The 21428-nt window shown below is 71.2% G+C and carries 22 protein-coding genes; 11 read left to right on the forward strand and 11 right to left on the reverse strand.

All coding sequences use genetic code 11. The features are described 5' to 3' along the window. Positions 1 to 231: 231 nt before the first annotated feature. Complete coding sequence (locus ACWD6P_RS28285; protein ID WP_451446993.1) at positions 232 to 969, reverse strand: SDR family NAD(P)-dependent oxidoreductase; 738 nt, start codon at positions 967 to 969, stop codon at positions 232 to 234. Positions 970 to 1106: 137 nt separating this feature from the next. Between ACWD6P_RS28285 and ligD the strand changes: the two genes are divergently transcribed. Next, the gene (ligD, locus tag ACWD6P_RS28290; protein ID WP_451446994.1) at positions 1107 to 2078 is read left to right on the forward strand and encodes a non-homologous end-joining DNA ligase; all 972 of its coding nucleotides are present in this window, start codon (positions 1107 to 1109) and stop codon (positions 2076 to 2078) included. 62 nt (positions 2079 to 2140) lie between these two features. Here the strand turns inward: ligD and ACWD6P_RS28295 are convergent, their stop codons facing one another. Continuing rightward, the gene (locus ACWD6P_RS28295; protein ID WP_451446995.1) at positions 2141 to 3052 is read right to left on the reverse strand and encodes a hypothetical protein; all 912 of its coding nucleotides are present in this window, start codon (positions 3050 to 3052) and stop codon (positions 2141 to 2143) included. Positions 3053 to 3349: 297 nt separating this feature from the next. Between ACWD6P_RS28295 and ACWD6P_RS28300 the strand changes: the two genes are divergently transcribed. Together ACWD6P_RS28300 and ACWD6P_RS28305 are read left to right on the forward strand one after the other, a co-directional pair. Next, positions 3350 to 4378, forward strand: coding sequence for a glutathione S-transferase family protein (locus ACWD6P_RS28300; RefSeq protein ID WP_451447040.1), 1029 nt, complete (start codon positions 3350 to 3352; stop codon positions 4376 to 4378). A 146-nt stretch (positions 4379 to 4524) separates the two neighbouring features. Continuing rightward, entirely contained in the window at positions 4525 to 4788 is a 264-nt protein-coding gene (locus ACWD6P_RS28305) for a hypothetical protein (RefSeq protein WP_451446996.1), read from the forward strand. Positions 4789 to 4799: 11 nt separating this feature from the next. On the opposite strand, the gene ACWD6P_RS28310 is transcribed toward ACWD6P_RS28305, so the two are convergent. Continuing rightward, positions 4800 to 6128, reverse strand: coding sequence for an aminotransferase-like domain-containing protein (locus ACWD6P_RS28310; protein ID WP_451446997.1), 1329 nt, complete (start codon positions 6126 to 6128; stop codon positions 4800 to 4802). 131 nt (positions 6129 to 6259) lie between these two features. Between ACWD6P_RS28310 and ACWD6P_RS28315 the strand changes: the two genes are divergently transcribed. From ACWD6P_RS28315 to ACWD6P_RS28325, 3 genes are all read left to right on the forward strand, one after another. Then, positions 6260 to 7057 carry an alpha/beta fold hydrolase gene (locus ACWD6P_RS28315; RefSeq protein ID WP_451446998.1) on the forward strand — a complete coding sequence of 266 codons (798 nt, stop codon included), beginning with the start codon at positions 6260 to 6262 and terminating at the stop codon, positions 7055 to 7057. 200 nt (positions 7058 to 7257) lie between these two features. Beyond that, the gene (locus ACWD6P_RS28320; protein WP_451446999.1) at positions 7258 to 8871 is read left to right on the forward strand and encodes an alpha/beta fold hydrolase; all 1614 of its coding nucleotides are present in this window, start codon (positions 7258 to 7260) and stop codon (positions 8869 to 8871) included. A gap of 81 nt (positions 8872 to 8952) precedes the next feature. Continuing rightward, the gene (locus tag ACWD6P_RS28325; protein WP_451447000.1) at positions 8953 to 9408 is read left to right on the forward strand and encodes a pyridoxamine 5'-phosphate oxidase family protein; all 456 of its coding nucleotides are present in this window, start codon (positions 8953 to 8955) and stop codon (positions 9406 to 9408) included. Between the two features lie 21 nt (positions 9409 to 9429). Here the strand turns inward: ACWD6P_RS28325 and ACWD6P_RS28330 are convergent, their stop codons facing one another. From ACWD6P_RS28330 to ACWD6P_RS28350, 5 genes are all read right to left on the reverse strand, one after another. Further along, positions 9430 to 10296 (reverse strand): amino acid ABC transporter permease, encoded by an 867-nt coding sequence (locus ACWD6P_RS28330; protein WP_451447001.1) that lies wholly within the window; start codon positions 10294 to 10296, stop codon positions 9430 to 9432. Then, positions 10293 to 10937, reverse strand: a complete 645-nt coding sequence (locus ACWD6P_RS28335; RefSeq protein WP_451447002.1) for an amino acid ABC transporter permease — start codon at positions 10935 to 10937, stop codon at positions 10293 to 10295. Before ACWD6P_RS28335 ends, ACWD6P_RS28330 begins: the two co-directional genes overlap by 4 nt. A 19-nt stretch (positions 10938 to 10956) precedes the next feature. Continuing rightward, entirely contained in the window at positions 10957 to 11886 is a 930-nt protein-coding gene (locus ACWD6P_RS28340) for a glutamate ABC transporter substrate-binding protein (protein ID WP_451447003.1), read from the reverse strand. A 13-nt stretch (positions 11887 to 11899) separates the two neighbouring features. Beyond that, positions 11900 to 12643, reverse strand: a complete 744-nt coding sequence (locus ACWD6P_RS28345; protein ID WP_451447004.1) for an amino acid ABC transporter ATP-binding protein — start codon at positions 12641 to 12643, stop codon at positions 11900 to 11902. A gap of 140 nt (positions 12644 to 12783) precedes the next feature. Beyond that, a complete protein-coding gene (locus ACWD6P_RS28350; protein WP_451447005.1) occupies positions 12784 to 13224 on the reverse strand; it encodes a DUF6278 family protein in 441 nt (146 codons plus the stop codon). A gap of 214 nt (positions 13225 to 13438) precedes the next feature. On the opposite strand from ACWD6P_RS28350, the gene ACWD6P_RS28355 reads away from it, so the two are divergent. After that, positions 13439 to 15259 (forward strand): SGNH/GDSL hydrolase family protein, encoded by a 1821-nt coding sequence (locus ACWD6P_RS28355; protein WP_451447006.1) that lies wholly within the window; start codon positions 13439 to 13441, stop codon positions 15257 to 15259. Between the two features lie 107 nt (positions 15260 to 15366). Here ACWD6P_RS28355 and ACWD6P_RS28360 read toward each other — a convergent pair whose 3' ends face one another. The 3 genes from ACWD6P_RS28360 to pcaDC form a co-directional block, all read right to left on the reverse strand. After that, positions 15367 to 16146, reverse strand: a complete 780-nt coding sequence (locus ACWD6P_RS28360; RefSeq protein WP_451447007.1) for an exodeoxyribonuclease III — start codon at positions 16144 to 16146, stop codon at positions 15367 to 15369. A gap of 54 nt (positions 16147 to 16200) precedes the next feature. Beyond that, entirely contained in the window at positions 16201 to 16842 is a 642-nt protein-coding gene (locus ACWD6P_RS28365) for an MBL fold metallo-hydrolase (protein ID WP_451447008.1), read from the reverse strand. 82 nt (positions 16843 to 16924) lie between these two features. Continuing rightward, positions 16925 to 18208: a bifunctional 3-oxoadipate enol-lactonase/4-carboxymuconolactone decarboxylase PcaDC gene (gene pcaDC, locus ACWD6P_RS28370; RefSeq protein WP_451447009.1), complete on the reverse strand. Its 1284-nt coding sequence runs from the start codon at positions 18206 to 18208 to the stop codon at positions 16925 to 16927. Positions 18209 to 18561: 353 nt separating this feature from the next. On the opposite strand from pcaDC, the gene ACWD6P_RS28375 reads away from it, so the two are divergent. The 4 genes from ACWD6P_RS28375 to ACWD6P_RS28390 all read left to right on the forward strand — a co-directional run bounded on the left by ACWD6P_RS28375 (position 18562) and on the right by ACWD6P_RS28390 (position 21409). After that, positions 18562 to 19383 (forward strand): class I SAM-dependent methyltransferase, encoded by an 822-nt coding sequence (locus tag ACWD6P_RS28375; RefSeq protein WP_451447010.1) that lies wholly within the window; start codon positions 18562 to 18564, stop codon positions 19381 to 19383. Next, entirely contained in the window at positions 19380 to 20519 is a 1140-nt protein-coding gene (locus ACWD6P_RS28380; protein ID WP_451447011.1) for a chorismate-binding protein, read from the forward strand. Before ACWD6P_RS28375 ends, ACWD6P_RS28380 begins: the two co-directional genes overlap by 4 nt. 298 nt (positions 20520 to 20817) lie before the next feature. After that, positions 20818 to 21132 carry a hypothetical protein gene (locus ACWD6P_RS28385; protein WP_451447012.1) on the forward strand — a complete coding sequence of 105 codons (315 nt, stop codon included), beginning with the start codon at positions 20818 to 20820 and terminating at the stop codon, positions 21130 to 21132. After that, positions 21125 to 21409 carry a hypothetical protein gene (locus ACWD6P_RS28390; RefSeq protein ID WP_451447013.1) on the forward strand — a complete coding sequence of 95 codons (285 nt, stop codon included), beginning with the start codon at positions 21125 to 21127 and terminating at the stop codon, positions 21407 to 21409. Before ACWD6P_RS28385 ends, ACWD6P_RS28390 begins: the two co-directional genes overlap by 8 nt. Positions 21410 to 21428: the final 19 nt, after the last annotated feature.

Raw genomic sequence — 21428 nt, forward strand, 5'->3', positions numbered from 1 at the left:
ACCCTGCCCCGGAGGACCGCCACCGCACCCCGAAAACGCCCCGCGCAGCGGCAACGCCCGCCGCAGGCGCAACGGCGACAAACCCCCACGGCGGGACAGCCGAACACGTGCGAAGGGACCCCGTTCCGCCCCGCAAAACCCAATGGTTTATCGTTCAAACGCAAGCGGGCACCTTCCCCCCCGTGCCCGCTTCGGCCCCGGCCGGATTCCCCCGTTCGGCCGGGGCCCCCCTTACCGCAGGTGCGACGCCCCGTTGACGTCCAGGACGGCGCCGGAGGACCAAAGCGCCTCTGGTGAGGCCAGGTAGTGGACGGCCGAGGCCACGTCCCGGGGTGAGGCGACCCGGCCGAAGGGGCTCTGGTGCCGCACCTCGTCCGTGAGGCGCTCCGCGACCCGTTCGGTCTGCACGAAGCCGGGGGCCACGGACGCCACACCGATCCCGTACGGGGCCAGGTGGACCGCCAGCGACTGCCCCATCGCGTGCAGCGCCGCCTTGGAGGCGCCATAGGCGGGATGGTCCGGCTCGCCGCGGAAGGCCCCGCGCGAGCCGATGTTGATGATCCGCCCCTCCACCTCCCGCTCGATCATGTTGCGCGCCGCGCAGTAGCTGACGTTCGCGGTTCCCAGCAGGTTCACGTCCACGACCTGCCGCCAGGCGCGCTGCCAGTCCTCGAACGACGTACGGTCCAGCGGATGCGCCACATTCGCGGCGGCGTTGTTGACCAGGACGTCGACGCCGCCCAGCCCGTCCACGGCCGCCTCGACGACGGCCGCCGCCCCCTCCGGCGTCCGCACATCGCCCTGTACGAGCAGATGCCCGCTCCCCGCCAGTCCCGCGAACGCGGCCTCGGCCGCCTCCCTGCGGGACGAGTAGTGCAGTGCGACGCGGTCGCCACCGGCCGCGAACAGCTCGGCGACCGCCCGTCCGATCCCCCGCGAAGCCCCGGTCACCAATACCGCCCGGCTCATCGGACACCCTCCCTCAGCAGATTGACCTGCAAACGATCTTAGGGAAACGGCCTTGAGGAGGTGGCCGGGGGCACGGCGCCGCGTGGGGTGGTAGGCGCCGATCTGCGGCCGCCCGGCCCTCGGCCGATCATCGAACCATGGCCCCGACCGCCGAGCACGGCTCGTCCCCGTACCCCGTGATCCGGCCGATGCTGGCCACGATCGGGCCGCTGCCCGACGAGGACGAGGAGGCGGCCTGGGCGTTCGAGGCCAAGTGGGACGGCGCGCGCTGCATCGTCAACACACCGGGCGACGGCACGCTGCGGCTGATCACCCGGGCCGGCAACGACGCGACCATGACGTACCCGGAGCTGGGGCCGCTCGGGGAGCAGTTGCGGGGCCGGCCCGCGGTGCTCGACGGCGAGGTGGTGGTGCTGGACGCGCGCGGGCGGCCGGACTTCGGGCTGCTGCAGCGGCGGATGGGGGTGGTGAACCCGCGCCGTACGGCCCGGCTGGCCATGGAGCACCCGGTCCATCTGATCCTCTTCGACGTCATGTACCTGGGCGGGTCGCTGCTCGGCTCGCCGTACTTCGAGCGCCGGTCCGTCCTGTCCGGGCTGCGGCTGCGCGGCCCGAACTGGTCGTCGCCCGCGTATGTCGAGGGCCATGCGCAGCAGGCCTGGGAGGCCTCGTTGCAGGGCGGGCTCGAAGGGGTGGTGGCGAAGCGGCTGGGCTCGGCGTATCTGCCGGGTGTCCGGTCACCCGAGTGGCGCAAGACGAAGCATCTGCTGACGCTCGACGTGATCATCGGGGGCTGGACGGAGGGCCACGGCAATCTCGCGGGCCTTCCCGGTTCCGTCCTGGCGGGTGTGGCGGACCCGGCCGGGCTGCGGTACGTCGGCTCGGTGGGTTCGGGGCTGTCGGACCGGGAGCGGCAGGAGCTGGCGCAGTATCTGGCGGTGATCCCGATGGACCGCTCGCCGTTCCTCAACCCCGTGGACGTGGCGGACGCGCACTGGGCCGAGCCCCGGCTGGTCGCCGAGGTCACGCTCACCGGCTGGACCTCGGCGGGCCGGCTGCGGCACCCGATCTGGCACCGGCTGCGGCCCGATCTGACGCGTCTGGGCTGAGGAAGGGGGCAGGGACGGCTGCCCCCGAGGGGCCGGGTCGGGCCCGGTGGTGCCCGGCGGGGTCACGGGCGGCAGAACGCCGCCGTGGTGACCGAGCCGCCGTCGTTCTCGTCGTCGGTGCCCAGGATCCCCTTGCCGGTGCCCGGCCGGCACGCGAGCGCCTCTATCTTGTGGCCGTCGAACGTGGCGAGCCGGTGCGGCTCGTCGGACAACGCCAGGGCGGCCTCGCCGTCCTCGCGCAGGAGGAGGCGTCCGGCGGCGTAGAGCGCGGAGTCGAACGGGCCGTCGTCGCCCGGGTCCGAGGCGGATGACACCGTCAGCCGGCCGTCGGCGGAGAGTTCCACGTCGGAGACATGGCGGACGTCCTCGGCCGGGTAGGGCACGTGGAATTCCGCGGAATCGCGCGTGCCGAATCCGTTGGTGTCCGGGTTCCATTCCGCCGCCGTGAGCTTCGCGGGGCGGTCGTCGTCGCCCCGGTCCGCCCAGACCGCGGCTATGGTGCCGTGGCCGGTCGGGGCCAGGGCGAATGCCTCGTAGTTGCCGTCCGGTGAAATATCCGGCAGCCGGAATTCGCGCAGTACGCGCACGGTGTCCTTTTCCCGGTGAATTCGGTATGCCGTCCCGTCGCTGGCCAGGGCCACATACTCGTGCGCCCGCCCCGGCACGGCATCGATCGCCTCCAGGTCGACGGGCGGCTCGCCGCTCCAGCCGACCGGGCTCACCTGCGGCTTTTCGTGCGGGCTGAACCGTATGGCCACCAGCCGCCGCTGGCCGGGCTCCTTGTTGTCGCGCACGGCAAGGGCGTCCACCGTATCGCCGTGCGCGCCCTCGACCACCAGGCCGCTGATTCCGGCGGTGATGCCGTCCCCGACACGCTGCCAGCCGTCCGCCGCACGGGCACCGGAGGCCGGCGCGAGAAGCGCGGCGCCGGCCAGGGCCACACCGAATGAATTCCTGATCGCTTTCTTGATCATCGGGCGATGGTAGGGCGATGCGTGCGGTTACCGATGAGTGATCGATGGGCACTTCGTAAAGATGCCACGACCTTCAGGGTAGTCGTCGCGGTATCGATCGGGATGAGGAGTTCGATGAGTTCTATGAGTTCTATATCGGGAAGGGGGGTGTTTTTTCGATGTGTCGCGGGTCGGTGATGCGCCGGGCGGCTGACGCGCCGGGATACCCGCGCCGGTCCGGGAAAGCTCGCCATGACCCCTGTGAGCAACCGCGGACGGAAGGAGCCGGTGGTGCCCCACTCCACCGACGGCGACGGCATGTGCGGCAACACCGAGTACGGCAGGACCGCCTTCAAGCGCGCCAGGAGCCACTTCGCGGACCGCATCACGGCGGACGGCCGCGACGGCTGGCCGGTCGAGGCCGGCCGCTACCGTCTGGTGGCCAGCCGCGCCTGCCCCTGGGCGAGCCGCGCCGTCATCGCGCGGCGGCTGCTGGGCCTGGAGGACGCGCTCTCGCTCGCCATCCCCGACCCGCTCCAGGACGACCGCAGCTGGCGCTTCACACTGGATCCGGACGGACGCGATCCGGTACTCGGCATCCGCTTCCTGAGCGAGGCGTACGACGCCCGCGAGAAGAACTACCCGGGCGGGGTCAGTGTGCCCGCCGTCGTGGACGTGCCCAGCGGGAGGCTCGTCACCAACGACTTCCAGCAGATCACCCTCGACCTCGCGACGGAGTGGACGGCACTGCACCGGCCCGGCGCGCCGGACCTGTATCCCGAGCGGCTGCGCGAGGAGATCGACGTCGTCATGGCGGGTGTCTACCGGGACGTCAACAACGGTGTGTACCGGGCCGGTTTCGCCACCGGGCAGAGCGAGTACGACGCGGCCTTCCGCGATCTGTTCCGGCGGCTGGACCTGCTGTCACAGCGGCTGTCCGGTCAGCGCTACCTCGTGGGCGACTCCCTCACGGAGGCCGACATCCGGCTGTTCACCACCCTGGTCCGCTTCGACGCCGTCTACCACGGGCACTTCAAGTGCAACCGGTTCAAGCTGGCCGAGGACCCGGTGCTGTGGGCGTACGCCAGGGACCTCTACCAGACACCGGGCTTCGGCGACACCGTCGACTTCCACCACATCAAGCAGCACTACTACCGGGTGCACACGGGCATCAACCCGACCGGCGTCGTCCCCCTGGGCCCGGACCTGTCCGGCTGGCTGACGCCGCACCACCGCGAGGAGTTGGGCGGCCGGCCGTTCGGCGACGGCACCCCGCCGGGCCCGGTGCCGCCGGCCGAGGAAGTCCCGCCCGGCGGACGCCCCGAGCGCCTGCTCCCCGGCTCCTGACCGCCCGCCCCGGCTCCCCGCCCGACTGACCGCCGCGCCCGTACGTGAGACCCTGAGAACAAGCGGGGACACCTGTGAACTCCACGAGATCCATGCGAGGAGTGAGCCCGATGAGGATGGTCCTGAAGGTCCAGATACCTACCGAAGTGGGCAATGAGCTGATCAAGAACGGCGCCATGCCGAAGATCATGGAGACGGCCATCGCCGCGCTGAAGCCGGAGGCGGCCTACTTCACCCTCGACGGCGGCGACCGTACCTGCTTCTACTACTTCGACATGCAGCACTCGTCGCAGATGCCGGCCCTGGTCGAGTCGTTCTTCATGGACCTGAACGCCAAGATCTCCCTCCAGCCGGTGATGAACGCGGACGATCTGCGCGCGGGGCTCGGCGATCTGATGAGCGGCACCTGAGCCGCCGGCGCTCACTCCGGTGCGGTGTCCTCCGGTGTGCCGTGCGCCAGCTCGCCCAGCACACCGAGCGCTTCGGCCAGGGCGTCCAGGGGCGGGGAGGCGAGCGCCAGCCGTACGGCGTTGGGCGCGTGACCCGTGCCGACGGCGAACGCGCCGGACGGTGTGACGGCGATCCCGCGGCGCGCGGCGGCCGCGACGAAGGTGTCGGCGCGCCACGGCTCCGGCAGTTCCCACCAGCAGTGATACGCCCGCGGATCGGCCCGCACCCGGAACCCGGCCAGCCGTTTCGCGACGATGTCCTGGCGGGCCGCGGCGTCGGCGCGCTTGTTCTCCTCGATGACGGCGGCGGTCCCGTCGGCCATCCACTGGGTCGCGGCGTCGAGCGCGAAGCGGGACGCCGTCCAGGTTCCGGAGCGCAGTGACGTCGCCAGGTCCTGGGTGAGGGCCGCGGGCGCCGTCAGGAACCCCAGGGACAGGCCGGGTGCGATCCGCTTGGAGAGGCTGTCGACGACGACGGTGCGCTCGGGCGCCAGCGCCGCGAGCGGCGGCAGGTCGTCGCGGAGGAAGCCGTAGATGGCGTCCTCGATGGCATGGATGCCCAACTCCCCCAGTACGGCGGTGAGTTCGGCGCGCCGTGGGTGCGGCATCGTGATGCCCAGCGGGTTGTGCAGCGCCGGCTGGAGGTAGACGGCGCGCAGCGGAGCGGCCGCGCGCAGCGCATCGGGCGTCAGACCGTGCTCGTCCATGGCGAGGGGTACGAGGGTGACGCCCAGGCGGGCCGCGATGCCTTTGACGACGGGGTAGGTGAGGGATTCGACGCCGAGGCGTTCGCCGGCCGGAACCAGGGCGGCGATCGCGGCGGCCAGCGCCTGGCGGCCGTTGCCGGCGAAGAGCAGCTGCCCGGGGTCGGGGGCCCAGCCGGCGCGGGTGAGGTGCGCGGCCGCGGCCTGCCGGGCGGCGGGCGTACCTGCGGCGCCCACCGGGCGGAGTGCGGCGGTCAGGGCGTCGGGCCGCAGCAGATGCCCGAGGCTCTTGGCTAGCAGGGCGGGCTGTTCCGGCAGGACCGGGAAGTTGATCTCCAGGTCGATCCGGACCTCCCCCGGCTCGGCCAGCGCGGGTTCGGCCGAGGGGGCGGCGGTACGGACGAACGTGCCGCGGCCGACCTCGCCCACCGTCAGGCCCCGCCGGCCCAGTTCCCGGTACACCCGGGCCGCCGTCGAGCCGGCGATGCGCCGTTCGCGGGCGAACCGGCGCAGCGGCAGCAGCCGCTCGCCGGGCCGGAGCCGTCCGGCGGCGATGTCCGCCGCCAGCTCGTCGGCGATCACGCGGTAGTCGTCCATCGAACCCCTCGCCCCGGACCGCGGTCCGACCGGCCCGGCAACATTGCACCGAGCACATTATTTACATTGCACCGAGAGATTGCGCCACATAGCATCGATCCGTCAAGCCGCGACAGAGGGGGATGCGCAGCGTGGGATCGGCTCAGTTCGCAGAGATCACCATCGGATACGAGGACGAGGGCAGCGGCGAGCCGCTGGTCCTCCTCCATGGGCACCCGTTCGACCGCTCGATGTGGCGTCCGCAGATCGAGCACTTCAGCCGGGCCGGATGGCGGGTGATCGCCCCGGATCTCCGCGGCTACGGCGAGAGCTCCGTCGTCCCGGGCACGACCCCGCTGGAGACCTTCGTCCGCGACACCGTCGCCCTGCTCGACCGGCTGGGCGTCGGGCGTTTCGTCGTCGGCGGTCTGTCCATGGGCGGCCAGATCGTCATGGAGTTCTGGCGGCTGTTCCCGGACCGGATCCGGGGGATGCTGCTCGCGGACACCTTCGCCGCGGCGGAGACCGACGAGGGGAAGGCCGCGCGCCGCGCGATGGCCGAGCGCCTGCTGCGGGAGGGGATGGCCGGCTATGCGCACGAGGTCCTGCCGAAGATGATCTCGCCGCGCACGATCGAAGCGCAGCCGGACGTGGCCCGGCACGTCCTGGGGATGATGACGGGCACCCCGCCGCAGGGCGCCGCGGCGGCCCTGCGCGGCCGCGCCGAACGCCCCGACTACACGGCGCTGTTGTCGCGGATCACGGTTCCGGTGTGGGTGGCCGTCGGCGCGGAGGACACGTACACGCCGGTGAGCGACGCCCGCGACATCTGCCGGCGCACTCCGTATGCGAAGCTGACGGTCATCGAGCGGGCGGCACATATGCCGAACCTGGAGCGGGCGCCCGAATTCAACGCCGCACTCCAGGAGTTCCTCACCGCACTTCTCTAGCCACCCGTGGGCCGCAGGCCGCCGCCCGGCGTCCGCGCCGACTCACCCTGGACCCAAGGGTGTTACCCACCCGTAACCTACCGACGGGTTACCTAAGGTAAGTGCCGCGCCTTACTCTCCAGTCAACTCGGGCCGCCGTACGCCCCCTCCTGTCCTTCCGACAGCGTGCGGCGGGCTCGCATAGAGATCTGGAGCAGAAGATGACGCCCTCCCGCACGACTCTGCGTGCCGCGATCGGCACCGTCTCGGCGGCGCTGCTGGCCACCACCGTTCTCACCGGTGCGCCGGCCACCGCCCAGGCGGCGGCACCGGAGTCCACCGCCACGACGGCGTCCGCCGACGCCACCGCGGCGTCCGCCGCCGTCAAGTTCGTCGACATCGAGGGCGACGGCGGGATCACCCTCAAGGCGAACGTCTTCACCCCGGCCGGTGCCGACGGCACCCGCCGGTACCCGGTCATCGTGCTGCCGACCAGCTGGGGAATGCCGCAGGTCGAGTACATGGTGCAGGCCAAGAAGCTGGCCGACGCGGGCTATGTGGTGGTCGGTTACAACTCGCGCGGGTTCTGGCAGTCCGGCGGGTACATCGAGACGGCCGGTCCGCAGGACATCGCCGATGCGTCGAAGGTCATCGACTGGGCGCTGGCCCACACGCCGGCCGATCCGCAGAAGGTCGGCATGGGCGGGGTCTCCTACGGCGCCGGGATCAGTCTGCTGGCGTCCGCGTTCGACAAGCGGATCAAGGTGGTGGCGGCGCTCAGCGGCTGGGGCGACCTCATCGGGTCGATCTACAGCGGCCGTACCCAGCATCGGCAGGCCGCGGCGATGCTCGGCGGCGCGGGCGCGGTGACCGGGCGGCCGAGCCCCGAACTGCAGACCGTGCTCAAGGACTTCCTCTCCTCGAACCTCGCCAAGGAGCAGGACATGCTCGCCTGGGGGAAGAAGCGCTCCCCCGCCACCTACCTCGACAAGATCAACGCCAATGGCACCGCGATCATGCTCGGCAACGCCTGGGGCGACTCGATCTTCCCGCCCAACCAGTACGCCGACTTCTACGAGAAGCTCAAGGGCCCCAAGCGGCTGGAGTTCCGCCCGGGCGACCATGCGACGGCCGAGGCAACGGGGCTGTTCGGGCTGCCCGACGACACCTGGACCAACACCAAGCGGTGGTTCGACCGCTACCTCAAGGGCGTGGACAACGGCATCGACCGCGAGTCGCCGGTGCTGCTGAAGTCCCGTTCCTCCGGCGCGTACGAGGGCTACAAGAGCTGGAAGGACGTACCGTCCGCGCACCGCAGGATCGAGCTGGGCGGCAGCAAGCAGATCCACACCAACTGGGACTCCGGCGCCAACGGCGGGCTGATCTTCCTCTCCAGCATGATGGACCAGTTCTTCCGGCTGCCGCCGATGGCCTCGATTCCGCTGCTCCCGCGCTCCCTGGCCGCCGTCTGGCAGTCCGAGCGCTACGAGACCGGGCAGCGGGTCCGCGGCACCACCCGGCTGCACACCACCCTCACCAGCACCGCCGGGAGCGGTACCGCCATCGCCTACCTCTACGACGTGGGACCGCTCGGCATCGGCAAGCTGGTCACCCACGCCCCGTTCACCTTCCACGACAAGACGCCCCAGCAGCCCTTCGGCGTGGACCTGGAGCTCTTCTCCACCTCCTACGACGTCCCGGCCGGTCACCGGCTGGCGGTGGTCGTGGACACCGTCGACCCGCTGTACATCGAGCACAACCCGAGCGGCGCACGGCTGACGTTCTCCTCCCCGGAGAACGACCCGTCGTATGTGTCGGTGCCGGTACGCGACTGAGCGGCGGGCCGGGGCGTACGACCTCGGGCCTACAGCTCACGGCCGATTCGGCGGGAGGCCGGTGATCGATAGCCTCCCGCCATGGCTACCTTTCCACCGGCGCGCGACGCCGACGAGCGGAAACGCGATGCACTGTGGCGACTGCGGATGGACGAGGACGCATGGGTGTCCTCGTCGTCCGGCGAAGGCGTGCCCTGCCTCGTACCGCTGTCGTTCGTCTGGCACGACGGACGGCTGGTGATGGCCACCAAGAAGAACAATCCGACCGCCCGCAACCTCGCGGCCCGGGGCGACAGCTGGGTGGCGCTGGGGCCGACCCGGGACGTGGTGCTCATCGAGAGCACGGCCGAGGTGATCGCCTCGGACGCGCTGCCGGACGACGCGGGTGCGGCCTTCGTCCACAAGCTCGGCTGGGATCCGCGGGGGCGCGACGGCTGGGTCTTCCTCTCCTTCCGCCCGCGCCGGCTCCTGGCCTGGCGCGAGCAGAACGAGCTGGCGGAGCGGGAGTTGATGCGGGACGGGGTGTGGCGGGTGTAGCGGGCCGGGGCGGGCCGGGTCTCACACGTGCCGCTGGTGGTCTCCCGGCATCAAGGTGCCGGGCTCGGCGGCGGCCACCTCGGCGGCCTCGACCTTGGGGTTGCGCCGCTGGCGCCGGGCGACCCAGTTGGCCAGCCAGGACAGCAGCATGCACATCCCGATGTAGATCGGCGAGATGATCATGACGACGGGGATGAACGGCAGGTCGTAGTCGAGGTTGGCGGCGATCAGCTTGCCGGCGTGCAGGAACTCCTCGTAGGTGATGAGGTAGCCGAGCGAGGTGTCCTTCAGGGCGACCACCAGCTGGCTGATGATCGCCGGGAGCATCGCGCGGACCGCCTGCGGCGCCAGGACGTGCGTCATGACCTGGGTCTTGCGCATGCCCAGCGCATACGCGGCCTCCCGCTGGCCGCGCTCGACGGAGTTGACGCCGCTGCGGAAGACCTCGGCGAGCACCGAGCCGTTGTAGAGGGTCAGGCCCGCGACCAGGGCGGGCAGCGGCGCGACCCGCATCGCCACATAGATGAAGAAGATCATGACCAGCAGGGGCATCGCGCGGAAGAACTCCACCACCAGCGTGCACACCCAGCGCACCAACCGGTGCTCGGAGAGCCGGCCGGTCGCGAGCACCGCGCCGAGCGCCAGGGACAGCACCGCGGCGATGCCGAAGGCCCGCAGGGTGTTGCCGAGGCCGGTGAGCAGCAGCTCCTGGATTCCCGTGTAGAGGAACGGAGTCCACTTGGCCGCGGTGAACTGCCCGGTGTCGAAGAGGAGGTAGAGGATCCAGGCGAGCAGGGCGGCGATCACCGCCGTCGCCCCGAGGCCGTAGAGCCGGTGCCGCGCTCTGGCACGCGGGCCCGGGATGTCGTAGAGGGCGGTGGTGGTCATCGGGCGGCTCCGAAGCGCTTCTCCAGCACGTTGAAGATCGCGCTGATGGACAGGGTCACGATCAGATAGCCGACGGCGATCCAGATGAAGGACCAGATGATGCTGTAGCCCATCTCACTGAGCGGCTTGTAGACGCCGAGCAGTTCGGTGACGCTGAAGGCGCCGGCGATCGCGGAGTTCTTGGCGAGCGCGATCAGCGTGGAGCCGATGGGCGGGATGACGGACCGGAAGGCCTGCGGGAGGACGATGTCGCCGAGGGTCTGGGGAAAGGTCAGACCCAGGCTGCGGGCCGCCTCGCCCTGTCCGACCGGCACGGTGTTGATGCCGGAGCGCACCGCCTCGCAGATGAAGGCGGACGTGTAGCAGCCCAGCGCCAGGATGGCGAAGAGCTTGAAGGGCAGGACGAGGCCGAAGCGCGGCAGGCCCAGCACCACCGCGAAGAACAGCAGGGTCAGCGGCGTGTTGCGGAGCACCGTCACCCACGCCGTGCCCAGGGCCCGCAGTGAGCCGACCGGTGCGACGCGGAAGGCCGCCATCAGGAAGCCGAGACCGAGCGCGAGCAGCGAGGCGTAGAAGGTGAGTTCGACGGTGCCCAGCATGCCCTCCCCGTAGAGGGAGAGGTTGTCGAGGAGAACGTTCATCGGTCGGTTCCTTGGCTCCTCAGGTCGCCGGGTAGCGGTCGATCGGGGGCGGCTTCGGCGCGGGCTCCCCGGACAGGCCGAGGGTCGCGTCGTACGCCTTCTTCCAGTTGCCGTTCTTCTCGTCCGCGGCGAGCGCGTCGTCGAGCGCGAAGCGCAGCGCGTTGTCCCCGCGCGGGACGCCGATGCCGTACGGCTCCTGGGAGAACGGCTCGCCGACGACCTTCAGCTCCTCGGGCACCTTGGCGGCGTAGCCCAGCAGGATCGCGTCGTCGGTGGTGACCGCGGCGACCTGGAAGGTGAGCAGGTTGTCGACGCACACCGAGTAGGTGTCGTAGGCGACCAGGTTCGCCTTGGGGTACTCGGCCTGGATGCGCTGGTACGGGGTCGAGCCGGCCGCCGAGCAGACGCGTTTGCCGGCCAGGTCCTGCGGGCCCTTGATGTCGCGCTCGTCGGCGCGCACCAGCAGCGACTGGCCGGCCATGTAGTAGGGCCCGGCGAAGCCCACCAGCTTCTTGCGCTTGTCGTTGATGGTGTACGTACCGACGTAGAGGTCGATCTGGCCGTTCTGCAGGGCCGTCTCGCGGTTGGCGGAGGCGATCGTGCGGAACTGGACGGTGTCGGGCGGGAAGCCGAGGGCGGCCGACATCATCTTGGCGATCTCGATGTCGAAGCCGGTGTAGCGGCCGGAGGACGGGTCCTTCTCGCCGAGGTAGGGCTGGTCCTCCTTGACGCCGATGGTGAGATGGCCGCGGCGCTTGGCCCGCACCCAGGTCGGGGAGTCGGGCAGGCGGAAGTCCTTGGCGACCGGATACTGGGGCAGTTCGCTGCCCTTGGGGCCCTTGGCCGGCGGGCTGCCGGGCCGGCCGCAGCCCGCGAGGACGAGGGCGAGTGCGGTGAGCGCGAGGGCCACGAGGGCGCGGCGCAGGCGCGTGGAGTGACGGTGCGGCATCGCGGCGCCCCCGTTAGTGCTTGAGGATCTTGGAGAGGAAGTCCTTGGCCCGTTCGCTGCGCGGTGCGGTGAAGAACTCCTCGGGGGTGCGGTCCTCGACGATCCGGCCGTCGGCCATGAACACCACGCGGTTGGCGGAGGCGCGGGCGAAGCCCATCTCGTGGGTGACCACGACCATCGTCATGCCCTCCCGGGCGAGCTGGCGCATGACCTCCAGCACCTCGTTGATCATCTCCGGGTCGAGGGCGGAGGTCGGTTCGTCGAAGAGCAGCGCCTTGGGCTCCATGGCGAGCGCGCGGGCGATGGCGACGCGCTGCTGCTGGCCGCCGGAGAGCTGAGCGGGGTACTTGTCGGCCTGGGAGGCGAGCCCGACCCGGTCCAGGAGTTCGCGGGCGCGCCGCGCGGCCTCGTCCTTGCTCTTCTTACGGACCTTGACCGGCGCCAGCATGATGTTGGCCAGCACGGTCTTGTGGGCGAAGAGGTTGAACGACTGGAAGACCATGCCGACTTCGGCGCGCAGCCCGGCCAGCGCCCGGCCCTCTTCCGGCAGCGGCCGGCCGTCCAGCTCGATGGTGCCCGACTCGACGGTCTCCAGGCGGTTGATGGCCCGGCACAGGGTGGACTTCCCGGACCCGGAGGGCCCGATGACCACCACCACCTCCCCACGGCCGACGGTGAGGTCGATGTCCCGCAGGACATGCAGTTTTCCGTAGTGCTTGTTGACCCCGCGCAGTTCAATCAGCGCATCACCGGCCATATGCAGACCTGCCCACTCTCATCCGTACAGCGGAGAGCCCGCAACCTACCGGGACAAAAGGGGCACTTCTCCACTGACACGCACGCATCAGTGCAGAGGGGCGGATAAATCAGGTAAGACCGTTGCCCGCTTACCGGGCGTCAGGTCTCGGAGGCCTCGGCGTAGACCTGGGACAGCTCGGGCGCGCCGACATCGGCCCAGGCGTGGCCCGCCGCCACCACATCGATCACCCGCCCGGACTCCAGCCGGACCACCGGCTGCCCGTCCGGCCGGACGTGCCAGACCGCGCCGCGTACCGTCCGCACCACCACCGTGCCCAGATACAGGCCCGCGTCATTGCCGAGCCAGGGCACCACCTCCGGGTCGTCCCGCCATACCGGCTGCAGCTGGTCCAGCCGCTCCAACGAGCGTGCGGAGTCGTCCAGTTCCACCCCCGCGGCGGCCGCCTGGGCCCGCAGCAGCTCGCATTCGGACAGCAGCTCGACGACGCTTCCGGGATCGGCGCGCACCGACTCCGCGAGCGGCACGGACCGGTGCACATGCTGACGCTTGCGCCACTTGTCCAGGAAAGACATGTTCATGGTGTGCAGGGTCCCACCCGACCTGTGGTGCGGGCCACAGGCGCGCGGCGCGATCGGGCCCCGTTCGTCACCTTGACGCTCCCCGTTCGCCTCCCTACCTTCATGGCGCTCGGATCGGATCGGCCAGGCCGCCAAAACCCCCGGGTGCGCCCCGGGGAGCGGCCGGATCGCAGTGCAGACCTGCCCGTTGACGCCCCCGGAGGGATACCGACCGATGCGCCTACGACGATGGGGCACCGCCCTGGCCCTGCTGCTCACCGCGACGGCACTGCCCGCCACCACCTCCGCCGGCCCGGCGAGGGCCGCGGCCCCCGGCCCGGCGCACCACCCGCCCCGCCCGCTGCCCCTGGCAAGACAGTTCGACAACACGGCGGTCAGCGACAACTCCGCACCCGGCGCGGCCGACTTCGACGGCGCCGGCCACTCGCTGTCCGCACAGGACCTGGCGGCGGCCGGCTGGACGCCCGGCAGCGTGCTGAGCATCGACGGAGCGCGGCTCGGATGGCCGCGTACGGCGGCCGGCACGCCGGACAACGTCCGGGCGGCCGGGCAGTCGGTGGCCGTGCGCGGCCGGGGCTCGGCGCTGACGTTCCTGGTCGCCGGCACGGGCGGCGCGGCGTACGGCACCGGCACCGTGCGCTATCAGGACGGCTCCCGCAGCTCCTACGAACTGACCGCGCCCGACTGGCGGTCCGGGCCGCTGAGCACCAAGGCGGTGGCGCTGCCGCACATCAACGGCGCGGACGGACAGACGGACGGGCCCGCACGGCTGTACGCGGTGTCCGTACCGCTGCACAGCGGGCGTCAGGTGGCGTCCGTGGTGCTGCCCGAGGCGTCGGGGACGGCGGCCGCACTGCATGTCTTCGCGGTGTCCGTACAGGACAACGGGTCGGGCAGGACCGGGAGTTGGGCGGCGAGCACGGCCGGCTACCGCGCCGTCGGGCCCTGGCGGGACCGTACGCTGCGGCTGGTGGTCCACAGCGGCGCGGGCGGACCGCGGGCGCGGATACGGATCGCCAACACCTTCGCGGCGGCGCCGGTGGACATCGGGGCCGCCAGCATCGCGGTGCGCGGTGCGGGGGCGGCCGCGGACGGCGCGCCCGTACCGCTGACCTTCGGGCGGGGGCGGAACGGCACCCGGATACCGGCCGGCGCCGAGGCCGTCAGCGATCCGGCGCCGTTCACCGTCCCCGCCGGCACCGATCTGCTGGTGAGCATCCATCTGCCGGGCACGGTGACGGCGGCGCCGGTGCACCAGGAGGCGACCCAGCTGTCGTATCTGAGCGCCGCGGGCAGCGGGGACCGCACGGGCGACGCCGGGGGCGGTGCCTATCCGGAGACCATGACCGTCTGGCCGTTTCTGACGGGGGTGGACGTGGACGGCGGTCCCGGGTCGATCGTGGCGCTGGGCGATTCGATCACCGACGGCGTGAAGTCGACCAGCGGCACCAACCGGCGCTGGCCGGACGTGCTCAACCGCCGCTTCCAGACGCAGAGCGCCCTGCCCCGCTACGGCGTGCTCAACCACGGCATCTCGGCGAACCGCATCGTCACCGACCGCTATCAGGGCGACGGGGTCAGCACGGACACCGGCGGGGTCAGCGCCCAGCACCGGCTGGAGCGGGATGTGCTGGCACAGCCCTCGGCACGGACGGTGGTGGTCTTCGAGGGCGTCAACGACGTGCGCTGGGGGACCCCGGCCGATGAGGTCATCGCCGGTCTGCGGGCCATCGCCCGGCGGGCGCACGAGCGGGGGCTGCGGGTCGTCGCCGCGACCATCGCGCCCTGTGAGGGCTACCGCGACTGCACCCCGGATGTGGAGGCCCGCCGCCAGGCCGTCAACGCCTTCGTCCGCGGCGGCTCCGGCACCGTCTTCGACGCGACGCTGGACTTCGACGCCGTACTGCGCGATCCCCAGCGCCCCCAGCGGATGCTGCCCGCCTACGACAGCGGGGACCACCTCCACCCCGGCGACACGGGCCTGCAGGCACTGGGCGAGGCGGTGGACCTGCGGGCGCTGATGCCGGGGCGGTGAGGACGGGACGGTGAGGGCCGGGCGGTGAGGGCCGGGCGGTGGTAGGCCTGCGAGGTACGCCTACGAGGCCCTACGGGCCTGTCCGACGGGTCAAGGCCGGAAAGGCCCTAGACGTCGAGATCCACGACGACCGGCGCATGGTCCGAAGCGCCCTTGCCCTTGCGCTCCTCGCGGTCCACATAGGCGTCCGAGACGGCCTTGGCGAACGGCTCGTTGCCGTAGACCAGGTCGATGCGCATACCGCGGTTCTTGGGGAAGGCGAGCTGGCGGTAGTCCCAGTAGGTGTAGGGCCGGTCGTACTTCAGCGGGCGCGGTACGACGTCCGTCAGGCCCGCCTCGCGCAGGGCCGTCAGGGCGGCGCGCTCGGCGGGTGTGACATGGGTGGCGCCGACGAAGACCGCGGGGTCCCAGACGTCCTCGTCCGTCGGCGCGACGTTGAAGTCACCGAGGACCGCGAACGGGCGGGGGCCCGCCGCGTCCTCGGCGACCGCGGTCCTCAGCGCCTCGAACCAGCCGAGCTTGTAGGTGTAGTGCGCATGGTCGATCTCGCGGCCGTTGGGGACGTACACCGACCACACGCGGGCCGAGCCGCAGGTCGCGGAGACGGCACGCGGCTCCTGGGCCCCTTCGTAGTCCGGGCCGCCGGGGAGGCCCTGGACCACGTCCTCAAGCCCCACCTTGGACAGCAGGGCCACACCGTTCCACCGCCCGTTGCAGTTGACCGCGGCTTCATAGCCGAGCTCGCTCAGTTCGTCGTACGGGAACTGCTCGGCCGCGCACTTGGTCTCCTGGATGCACAGCACGTCCGTGCCGGTGCTCTCCAGCCAGGCCAGCAGCCGCGGGAGGCGGGCGGTGATCGAATTGACGTTCCAGGTCGCGATGCGCATGTCTGTAAACCTACAGCCCGGCACCGACAGTCCGGCTCCCCGCCGGCCGGGCGGTCAGCCGACGGCGGTGCGGCCGCCGGGAGCGAGCCGTCCGTGGTCGGCACCGCCCAGCTTGTCGATCATGGAGTCGTAGACCGGGCGGGCGTGGTCCTGGAGCAGGCTGTCGTGGATGTCGACGGCCCGCCGGGGCGCCACCGCGCGGACGTAGTCGATCACCTCGGCGATCTTGTTCCAGGGCGCGTGGACGGGCAGCAGCAGCGTGTCGACGGTACGGCCCGCGGGGACGGTGAGCGCATCGCCCGGGTGGAACACCGCGCCGCCGTCGATCAGATAGCCGACGTTGGTGATGCGCGGGATATCGGGGTGGATGACGGCGTGCAGCTGACCGTGCACCTCCACCTCGAAGCCGGCCGCGGTGAAGCTGTCGCCCTCACCGACCGTGTGCACCCGCCCGGGGAACGCGGCGGAGAGCTGCTCGGCGACGCTGGCCAGGGTCCAGATCTCGGCGCCCGGATTGGACTCCATGCCCGCCCGCAGCCGGCCCTCGTCGAAGTGGTCCATGTGCTCGTGGGTGACCAGGATCGCGTCCGCCCCCACGGCCGCGTCCTCCTCGCTGAAGACACCGGGGTCGATGACGAGCGTCTGCCCGTCCTTCTCCAGCCGGACACAGGCGTGGGTCTTCTTGATGAGTTCCATGCCTGCCATCTTGCCGCCGGGGGCCCGGCGGGGCGGCGGCCCGGCCCGTACCCGGCGCCGTGCCGCACCTGCGGGGCGTGCCTCACGCCTCCGGCGTCGTCTCCTCGCGTATCACCCGCTGGGCGACCGCGAAGGCGGAGTTGGCCGCCGGCACACCGCAGTAGACGGCGGTGTGCAGCAGGACTTCCTTGATCTCCGTGGGGGTGAGGCCGTTGCGCAGGGCCGCCCGGGTGTGCAGCGCCAGCTCCTCCTGGTGGCCGCGGGCGACCAGCGCGGTGAGCGTGATGACGCTGCGGGTGCGGCGGTCCAGGCCGGGGCGGCTCCAGGTCTCACCCCAGGCGTAGCGGGTGATGAAGTCGTGGAAGTCGCCGTTGAAGTCGTCGGCGGTGGCCTCGACCCGGTCGACATGGGCGTCGCCCAGGACCTCGCGGCGGATCTTGATGCCCGCCTCGTACGTGGCGCCGCGGTCCTGGTCCGGCCGGGCGAGACCGGACTCTATGGCGGCGGGCGGCGCCTGCGGGGGCGGCGGGGGCGCGATCTGCGGCTTGGGGGCCGCGGCGCCGATGGCGGCCTGGCCGCCGGGGCCCGGCTTGTCGTGCCAGGCGTTGGTGAAGTGCCGGATGAGCAGCTCGGTGACGGCCGCGGGCTGCTCGACGGGCGCGAGATGCGAGGTGCCGGGGACCAGCGCCAGGCTCGCGTCGGGTATGCCGGCGACCAGGGTGCGGGCGTCGGTGGTCGGGGTGACCTGGTCCTCTGAGCCGACGACGGCCAGCGTGGGCACGCCGACCCGGCCGAGTGAGGACCGTACGTCGAAGGAGGCCAGCGCCTCGCAGGCGGCGATGTAGCAGCCGGGATCGGTGGTGCGCACCATCTGGACGGCCCACTCGACGATCGCGGGCTGGGCACCGGCGAAGCCCGGGGTGAACCAGTGCTCGGGGCAGGTGCGGGCGATCGGGTCGAGTCCGTTCGTACGGATGACCACGCCGCGCTGGCGCCAGGCATCGGCGGTGCCGTAGCGCGGTGAGGAGGAGATCAGGGCCAGCGAGGTGACCCGGTGCGGGCGGGTGAGCGCCAGCTGGGTGCCGATGGCGCCGCCGATGCTGCAGCCGGCGTAGCCGAAGCGGTCCACACCGAGCGTGTCGAGGGTGGCGACCAGCCGGTCGGCCAGTTCGGCGATGGAAGCCGCCGCGTGGGCGGGCGAACCGCCGTGACCGGGCAGGTCGAACCGGATGACACGCCAGTGACGGGTCAGCTCGGGGATCTGCCGGTCCCACATGTGCCAGGTGGTCCCGAGCGCGGCTCCCAGTACGAGTACGGGGGCGTCGCCGGGACCGTCAATCCGGTGCTGCAGGGTCTTCTCACTCACCCGGCCACGCTACCGAACACTCTGACGCGGTCCTGACACCCGGGTCAGGAAGAGCTGTCACGAGGACGGCCGGGGCGTGGCCGCCGCCGCGCCGGAAGCGGGATACGCGCAGGTCAGAGCTGCACGGTCGAGACGGCGGAGATGGCGGAGACGACCGGGTGACCCGGCTCGTCGTAGCTCGTCGCAGCCCACCATGATCCGCTGGTACGGATCCTCAGTACCTCCCGCATCGCCTCCGCGCGCCCCCCGCGCGCCCCCCTGGGAATGATCAACGGGCCTCGCAGCGGGCAGAGAGTGATCACCGGCAGGCGGAGCTCCACCTGCCGGGCCGGTTGGCTGACACAAGGGGTGGGATGAACGGGATGAACCAGTACGTCTTCGAGAACCTGGCGGATCAGGCTCCGGACCGGTTCACGGTGCTGGAGGAGTGCTACGACCCGGTGTCGCGGGCGCAGTTGATGCGGACCGGGGTGGGGCCAGGGTGGCGGTGTCTGGAAGTGGGCGGCGGCGGAGGCTCGATAGGCGCCTGGCTGGCGGCTGTGGTGGGCAGTACGGGGCAGGTCGTGGTGACGGATGTGGAGCCGGGCCGCATGCACGGTCTCCGGCACCGCGAGAACGTGCAGGTCTGGCGGCACGACATCACCCGTGACCCGTTACCGGACGGGGAGTTTGATCTGGTGCACGCCCGCTTGGTGCTGCTGCATCTGCCGCAGCGCGAGGACGTGCTCACGCGCCTGGTGAGGGCGCTGCGGCCGGGCGGATGTCTGCTGTTGGAGGAATTCGACTGCGGGTACACGCCCGTACTGGCCGCTCCCGGAGAGGGCGAGGCCGCGCTCTTCGAGCGGGTGCACGAAGCGCTGATGGATCAGCTGCGTGCGGCCGGTGCCGACCCGTTGTGGGGGCGCAAGCTGGTTGCGGCGCTCACGGCCGGCGGTCTGGACGGCGTAAGCGCCACGACGTACGCCGAGGCGTGGCGGGGCGGTGAAACCGGCGTACGGCTCCACCGTGCCAACACCGAGCAAGTGCGCGCCGGGTTGCACGCCCGTGACGTCACGGAGGAGGACCTCCAGGCGTTCTGGGCACTGCTGCAGGACCGGAGGTTCGCCGTCGCGTCGTATCCGCTGATCTCCGCCCGGGGGCGTCTCCCCCTCGGCCGCACGGAGGCGAGGTCATGAGCGCTGCCGTCTCCACGCACTACTGCGAGACCACGCTGGACATCGCGGAGGAGCCACTGGCGCTCGCCTACCGCCTGGCCAGATCCGAGGCGTTCGACGACTACATGGTCTACGAGAATCAAGGCACTTGGTCGTTCGCCGCGGGGCGGCTGGCCGAGCTCCGGCTGAGCCCGACCGGCACTGAGCTGACCTGCGGCCCGCTGGTACGTCACCTGCCGCTTGCCAAGGGCCTGCCGGCTGTCGGATCACTGCTGGCCAGTCTGCCGCTGCGGGGATGGCGGGCGTACGGCTGGGCAAGGTTCGAGCTGGCCGACGTGCTCTCGGGCGCCACGCTCCCGGCGGGCTCGGACGATCTGCTGTTCCTCGTCGTTCCCGCCGTGGAAGTGCGGATCACGGACGGCAGGGCCCTGCTCCGGGCGTCCGACGAGGAACGGCTGGAGCACCTGGCAGGGCTCGTCCGCTCGGACGCCGGCCCACCCGCACTCCCGGAGGCCCGCCTCACCATCAACGCCGAGGACCATGGGGACTACCGGGCAGCCGTGGCCGCCGGGCTCACCGCCATCGAGGCCGGACGCCTTGAGAAAGTGATCCTCTCGCGGGAGGTGACCGTCCCGTACACCGTCGACCTGGCCGCCAGCTACTACGCGGGGCGTCGACACAACACGCCCGCCCGGTCCTTCCTCCTGGACCTCGGCGGACTCAAAGCCGCCGGATTCAGCCCGGAAACCATCCTGGAGGCCACCAGAGACGGCCGGGTCACCACCACCCCCCTGGCCGGTACCCGTGCGCGGACCGGCTCGCCGCACGCCGACGCCCGGCTCCGCGCCGACCTGCTCAGCGACCCGAAGGAGATCCACGAGCACGCCATATCCGTCCGACTCGCCTGCGACGAACTCGCCTCGGTCTGCCGCACCGTGCACGTCCGGGACTTCATGACCGTCCAGGAGCGGGGCAGCGTCCAGCACCTCGCCTCCGCAGTGAGCGGACGGCTGCGCGAGGGCCACGGCCCGTGGCACGCGCTCGCCGCCGTCTTCCCCGCTTCCAGGACAACAGCCGGACCTGGCTGCGCGCCGGGGCGGGAGTCGTACGCCATTCCCGCCCGGAACGCGAACACGAAGAGACCTGCGAGAAGCTGAACTGCGTGAGCGGTCATCTCGTGCCCGGTGAATGAACCCTCTCAACAGCTGCCCCTATGAGAGTGACCTGACCCCAACAGGTCGACACCCCGCGGGATGGGGCCAGGTCGCGGTCGCGGAAGAACCGCCTTGGGTGAATCCGGACCATGCCACGCTCATCGTTCAACGCCCGTTCATACAGGGGCACTTGGGGTATCACGACGCGCGCCACGTAGGGGTGAACCTGCCTCATGAACAGCATCTCGTTGCCGGGGCCTGTGGTTAGCGAGGTGAATATCTGGAAGTTCCCACGAAGGGCATGACCGTGAATCGTCGATTGAGCAACCTGCCTGTCCGCGTGGCCGTGGCGGCCGCCGCTTTGGTGGCGGTGGGAACCGGGGCGGCCCCGGCGGTGGCCCACGACCACGGCGTCACGCCGCTCGTCAGCACGAAGAACCTCATGCAGGGAATGTCGGGCACCTACGCAAGCCCGGGTGCCGTGCAGGACCGCACCTTTGTCAACAAGGGCACGGGAGCTCTGCTCCTCGATTCCGCCAACGTGCGCCAGGGCATCCCGATGAACCTGCTGAGCCCGAAGTCCGTCAACCACGATGCCTTCATCAACCATGGCTAGGCGTGCCGCGTTTGCCGTGGCCGGCGTGCTCACCGCGGTGAATGTCCTGGCTGTCCCCACCGTCGCCGCCGCGGCGACCCCCGCCCCGCTGGTGAGTGCCGAGTGCGTGGGGCAGGGGCTGTTGCTCACCGCCGCCGACACCGGCTTGCGGCATGTCGGCCGCTACACGTGTGCCAGTACACGCGGAGCGGTGCTCCTCGACCTGAGCCGAACGCTCCAGGGGGCGGAGATCACCGCAGGGAGCAAGGGCCAGCGCACCACACAGATCTTCAGGTGAGCCTGCGTGTCCGCGGCTG

It is taken from the genome of Streptomyces sp. NPDC002446 (assembly GCF_053595675.1).

Bases quoted from the DNA above. Each gene is read 5' to 3' on its own strand.
- ACWD6P_RS28330 (WP_451447001.1), bottom strand. From the start codon at position 10,296: ATGACCACCACCGCCCTCTACGACATCCCGGGCCCGCGTGCCAGAGCG.
- ACWD6P_RS28375 (WP_451447010.1), top strand. From the start codon at position 18,562: ATGAACGGGATGAACCAGTACGTCTTCGAGAACCTGGCGGATCAGGCT.
- ACWD6P_RS28335 (WP_451447002.1), bottom strand. From the start codon at position 10,937: ATGAACGTTCTCCTCGACAACCTCTCCCTCTACGGGGAGGGCATGCTG.
- ACWD6P_RS28345 (WP_451447004.1), bottom strand. From the start codon at position 12,643: ATGGCCGGTGATGCGCTGATTGAACTGCGCGGGGTCAACAAGCACTAC.
- ACWD6P_RS28355 (WP_451447006.1), top strand. From the start codon at position 13,439: ATGCGCCTACGACGATGGGGCACCGCCCTGGCCCTGCTGCTCACCGCG.
- ACWD6P_RS28325 (WP_451447000.1), top strand. From the start codon at position 8,953: ATGGCTACCTTTCCACCGGCGCGCGACGCCGACGAGCGGAAACGCGAT.
- ACWD6P_RS28365 (WP_451447008.1), bottom strand. From the start codon at position 16,842: ATGGAACTCATCAAGAAGACCCACGCCTGTGTCCGGCTGGAGAAGGAC.
- ACWD6P_RS28360 (WP_451447007.1), bottom strand. From the start codon at position 16,146: ATGCGCATCGCGACCTGGAACGTCAATTCGATCACCGCCCGCCTCCCG.
- ACWD6P_RS28380 (WP_451447011.1), top strand. From the start codon at position 19,380: ATGAGCGCTGCCGTCTCCACGCACTACTGCGAGACCACGCTGGACATC.
- ACWD6P_RS28295 (WP_451446995.1), bottom strand. From the start codon at position 3,052: ATGATCAAGAAAGCGATCAGGAATTCATTCGGTGTGGCCCTGGCCGGC.
- ACWD6P_RS28390 (WP_451447013.1), top strand. From the start codon at position 21,125: ATGGCTAGGCGTGCCGCGTTTGCCGTGGCCGGCGTGCTCACCGCGGTG.
- ACWD6P_RS28285 (WP_451446993.1), bottom strand. From the start codon at position 969: ATGAGCCGGGCGGTATTGGTGACCGGGGCTTCGCGGGGGATCGGACGG.
- ligD (WP_451446994.1), top strand. From the start codon at position 1,107: ATGGCCCCGACCGCCGAGCACGGCTCGTCCCCGTACCCCGTGATCCGG.
- ACWD6P_RS28350 (WP_451447005.1), bottom strand. From the start codon at position 13,224: ATGAACATGTCTTTCCTGGACAAGTGGCGCAAGCGTCAGCATGTGCAC.
- ACWD6P_RS28320 (WP_451446999.1), top strand. From the start codon at position 7,258: ATGACGCCCTCCCGCACGACTCTGCGTGCCGCGATCGGCACCGTCTCG.
- ACWD6P_RS28300 (WP_451447040.1), top strand. From the start codon at position 3,350: ATGTGCGGCAACACCGAGTACGGCAGGACCGCCTTCAAGCGCGCCAGG.
- ACWD6P_RS28385 (WP_451447012.1), top strand. From the start codon at position 20,818: ATGACCGTGAATCGTCGATTGAGCAACCTGCCTGTCCGCGTGGCCGTG.
- ACWD6P_RS28310 (WP_451446997.1), bottom strand. From the start codon at position 6,128: ATGGACGACTACCGCGTGATCGCCGACGAGCTGGCGGCGGACATCGCC.
- ACWD6P_RS28340 (WP_451447003.1), bottom strand. From the start codon at position 11,886: ATGCCGCACCGTCACTCCACGCGCCTGCGCCGCGCCCTCGTGGCCCTC.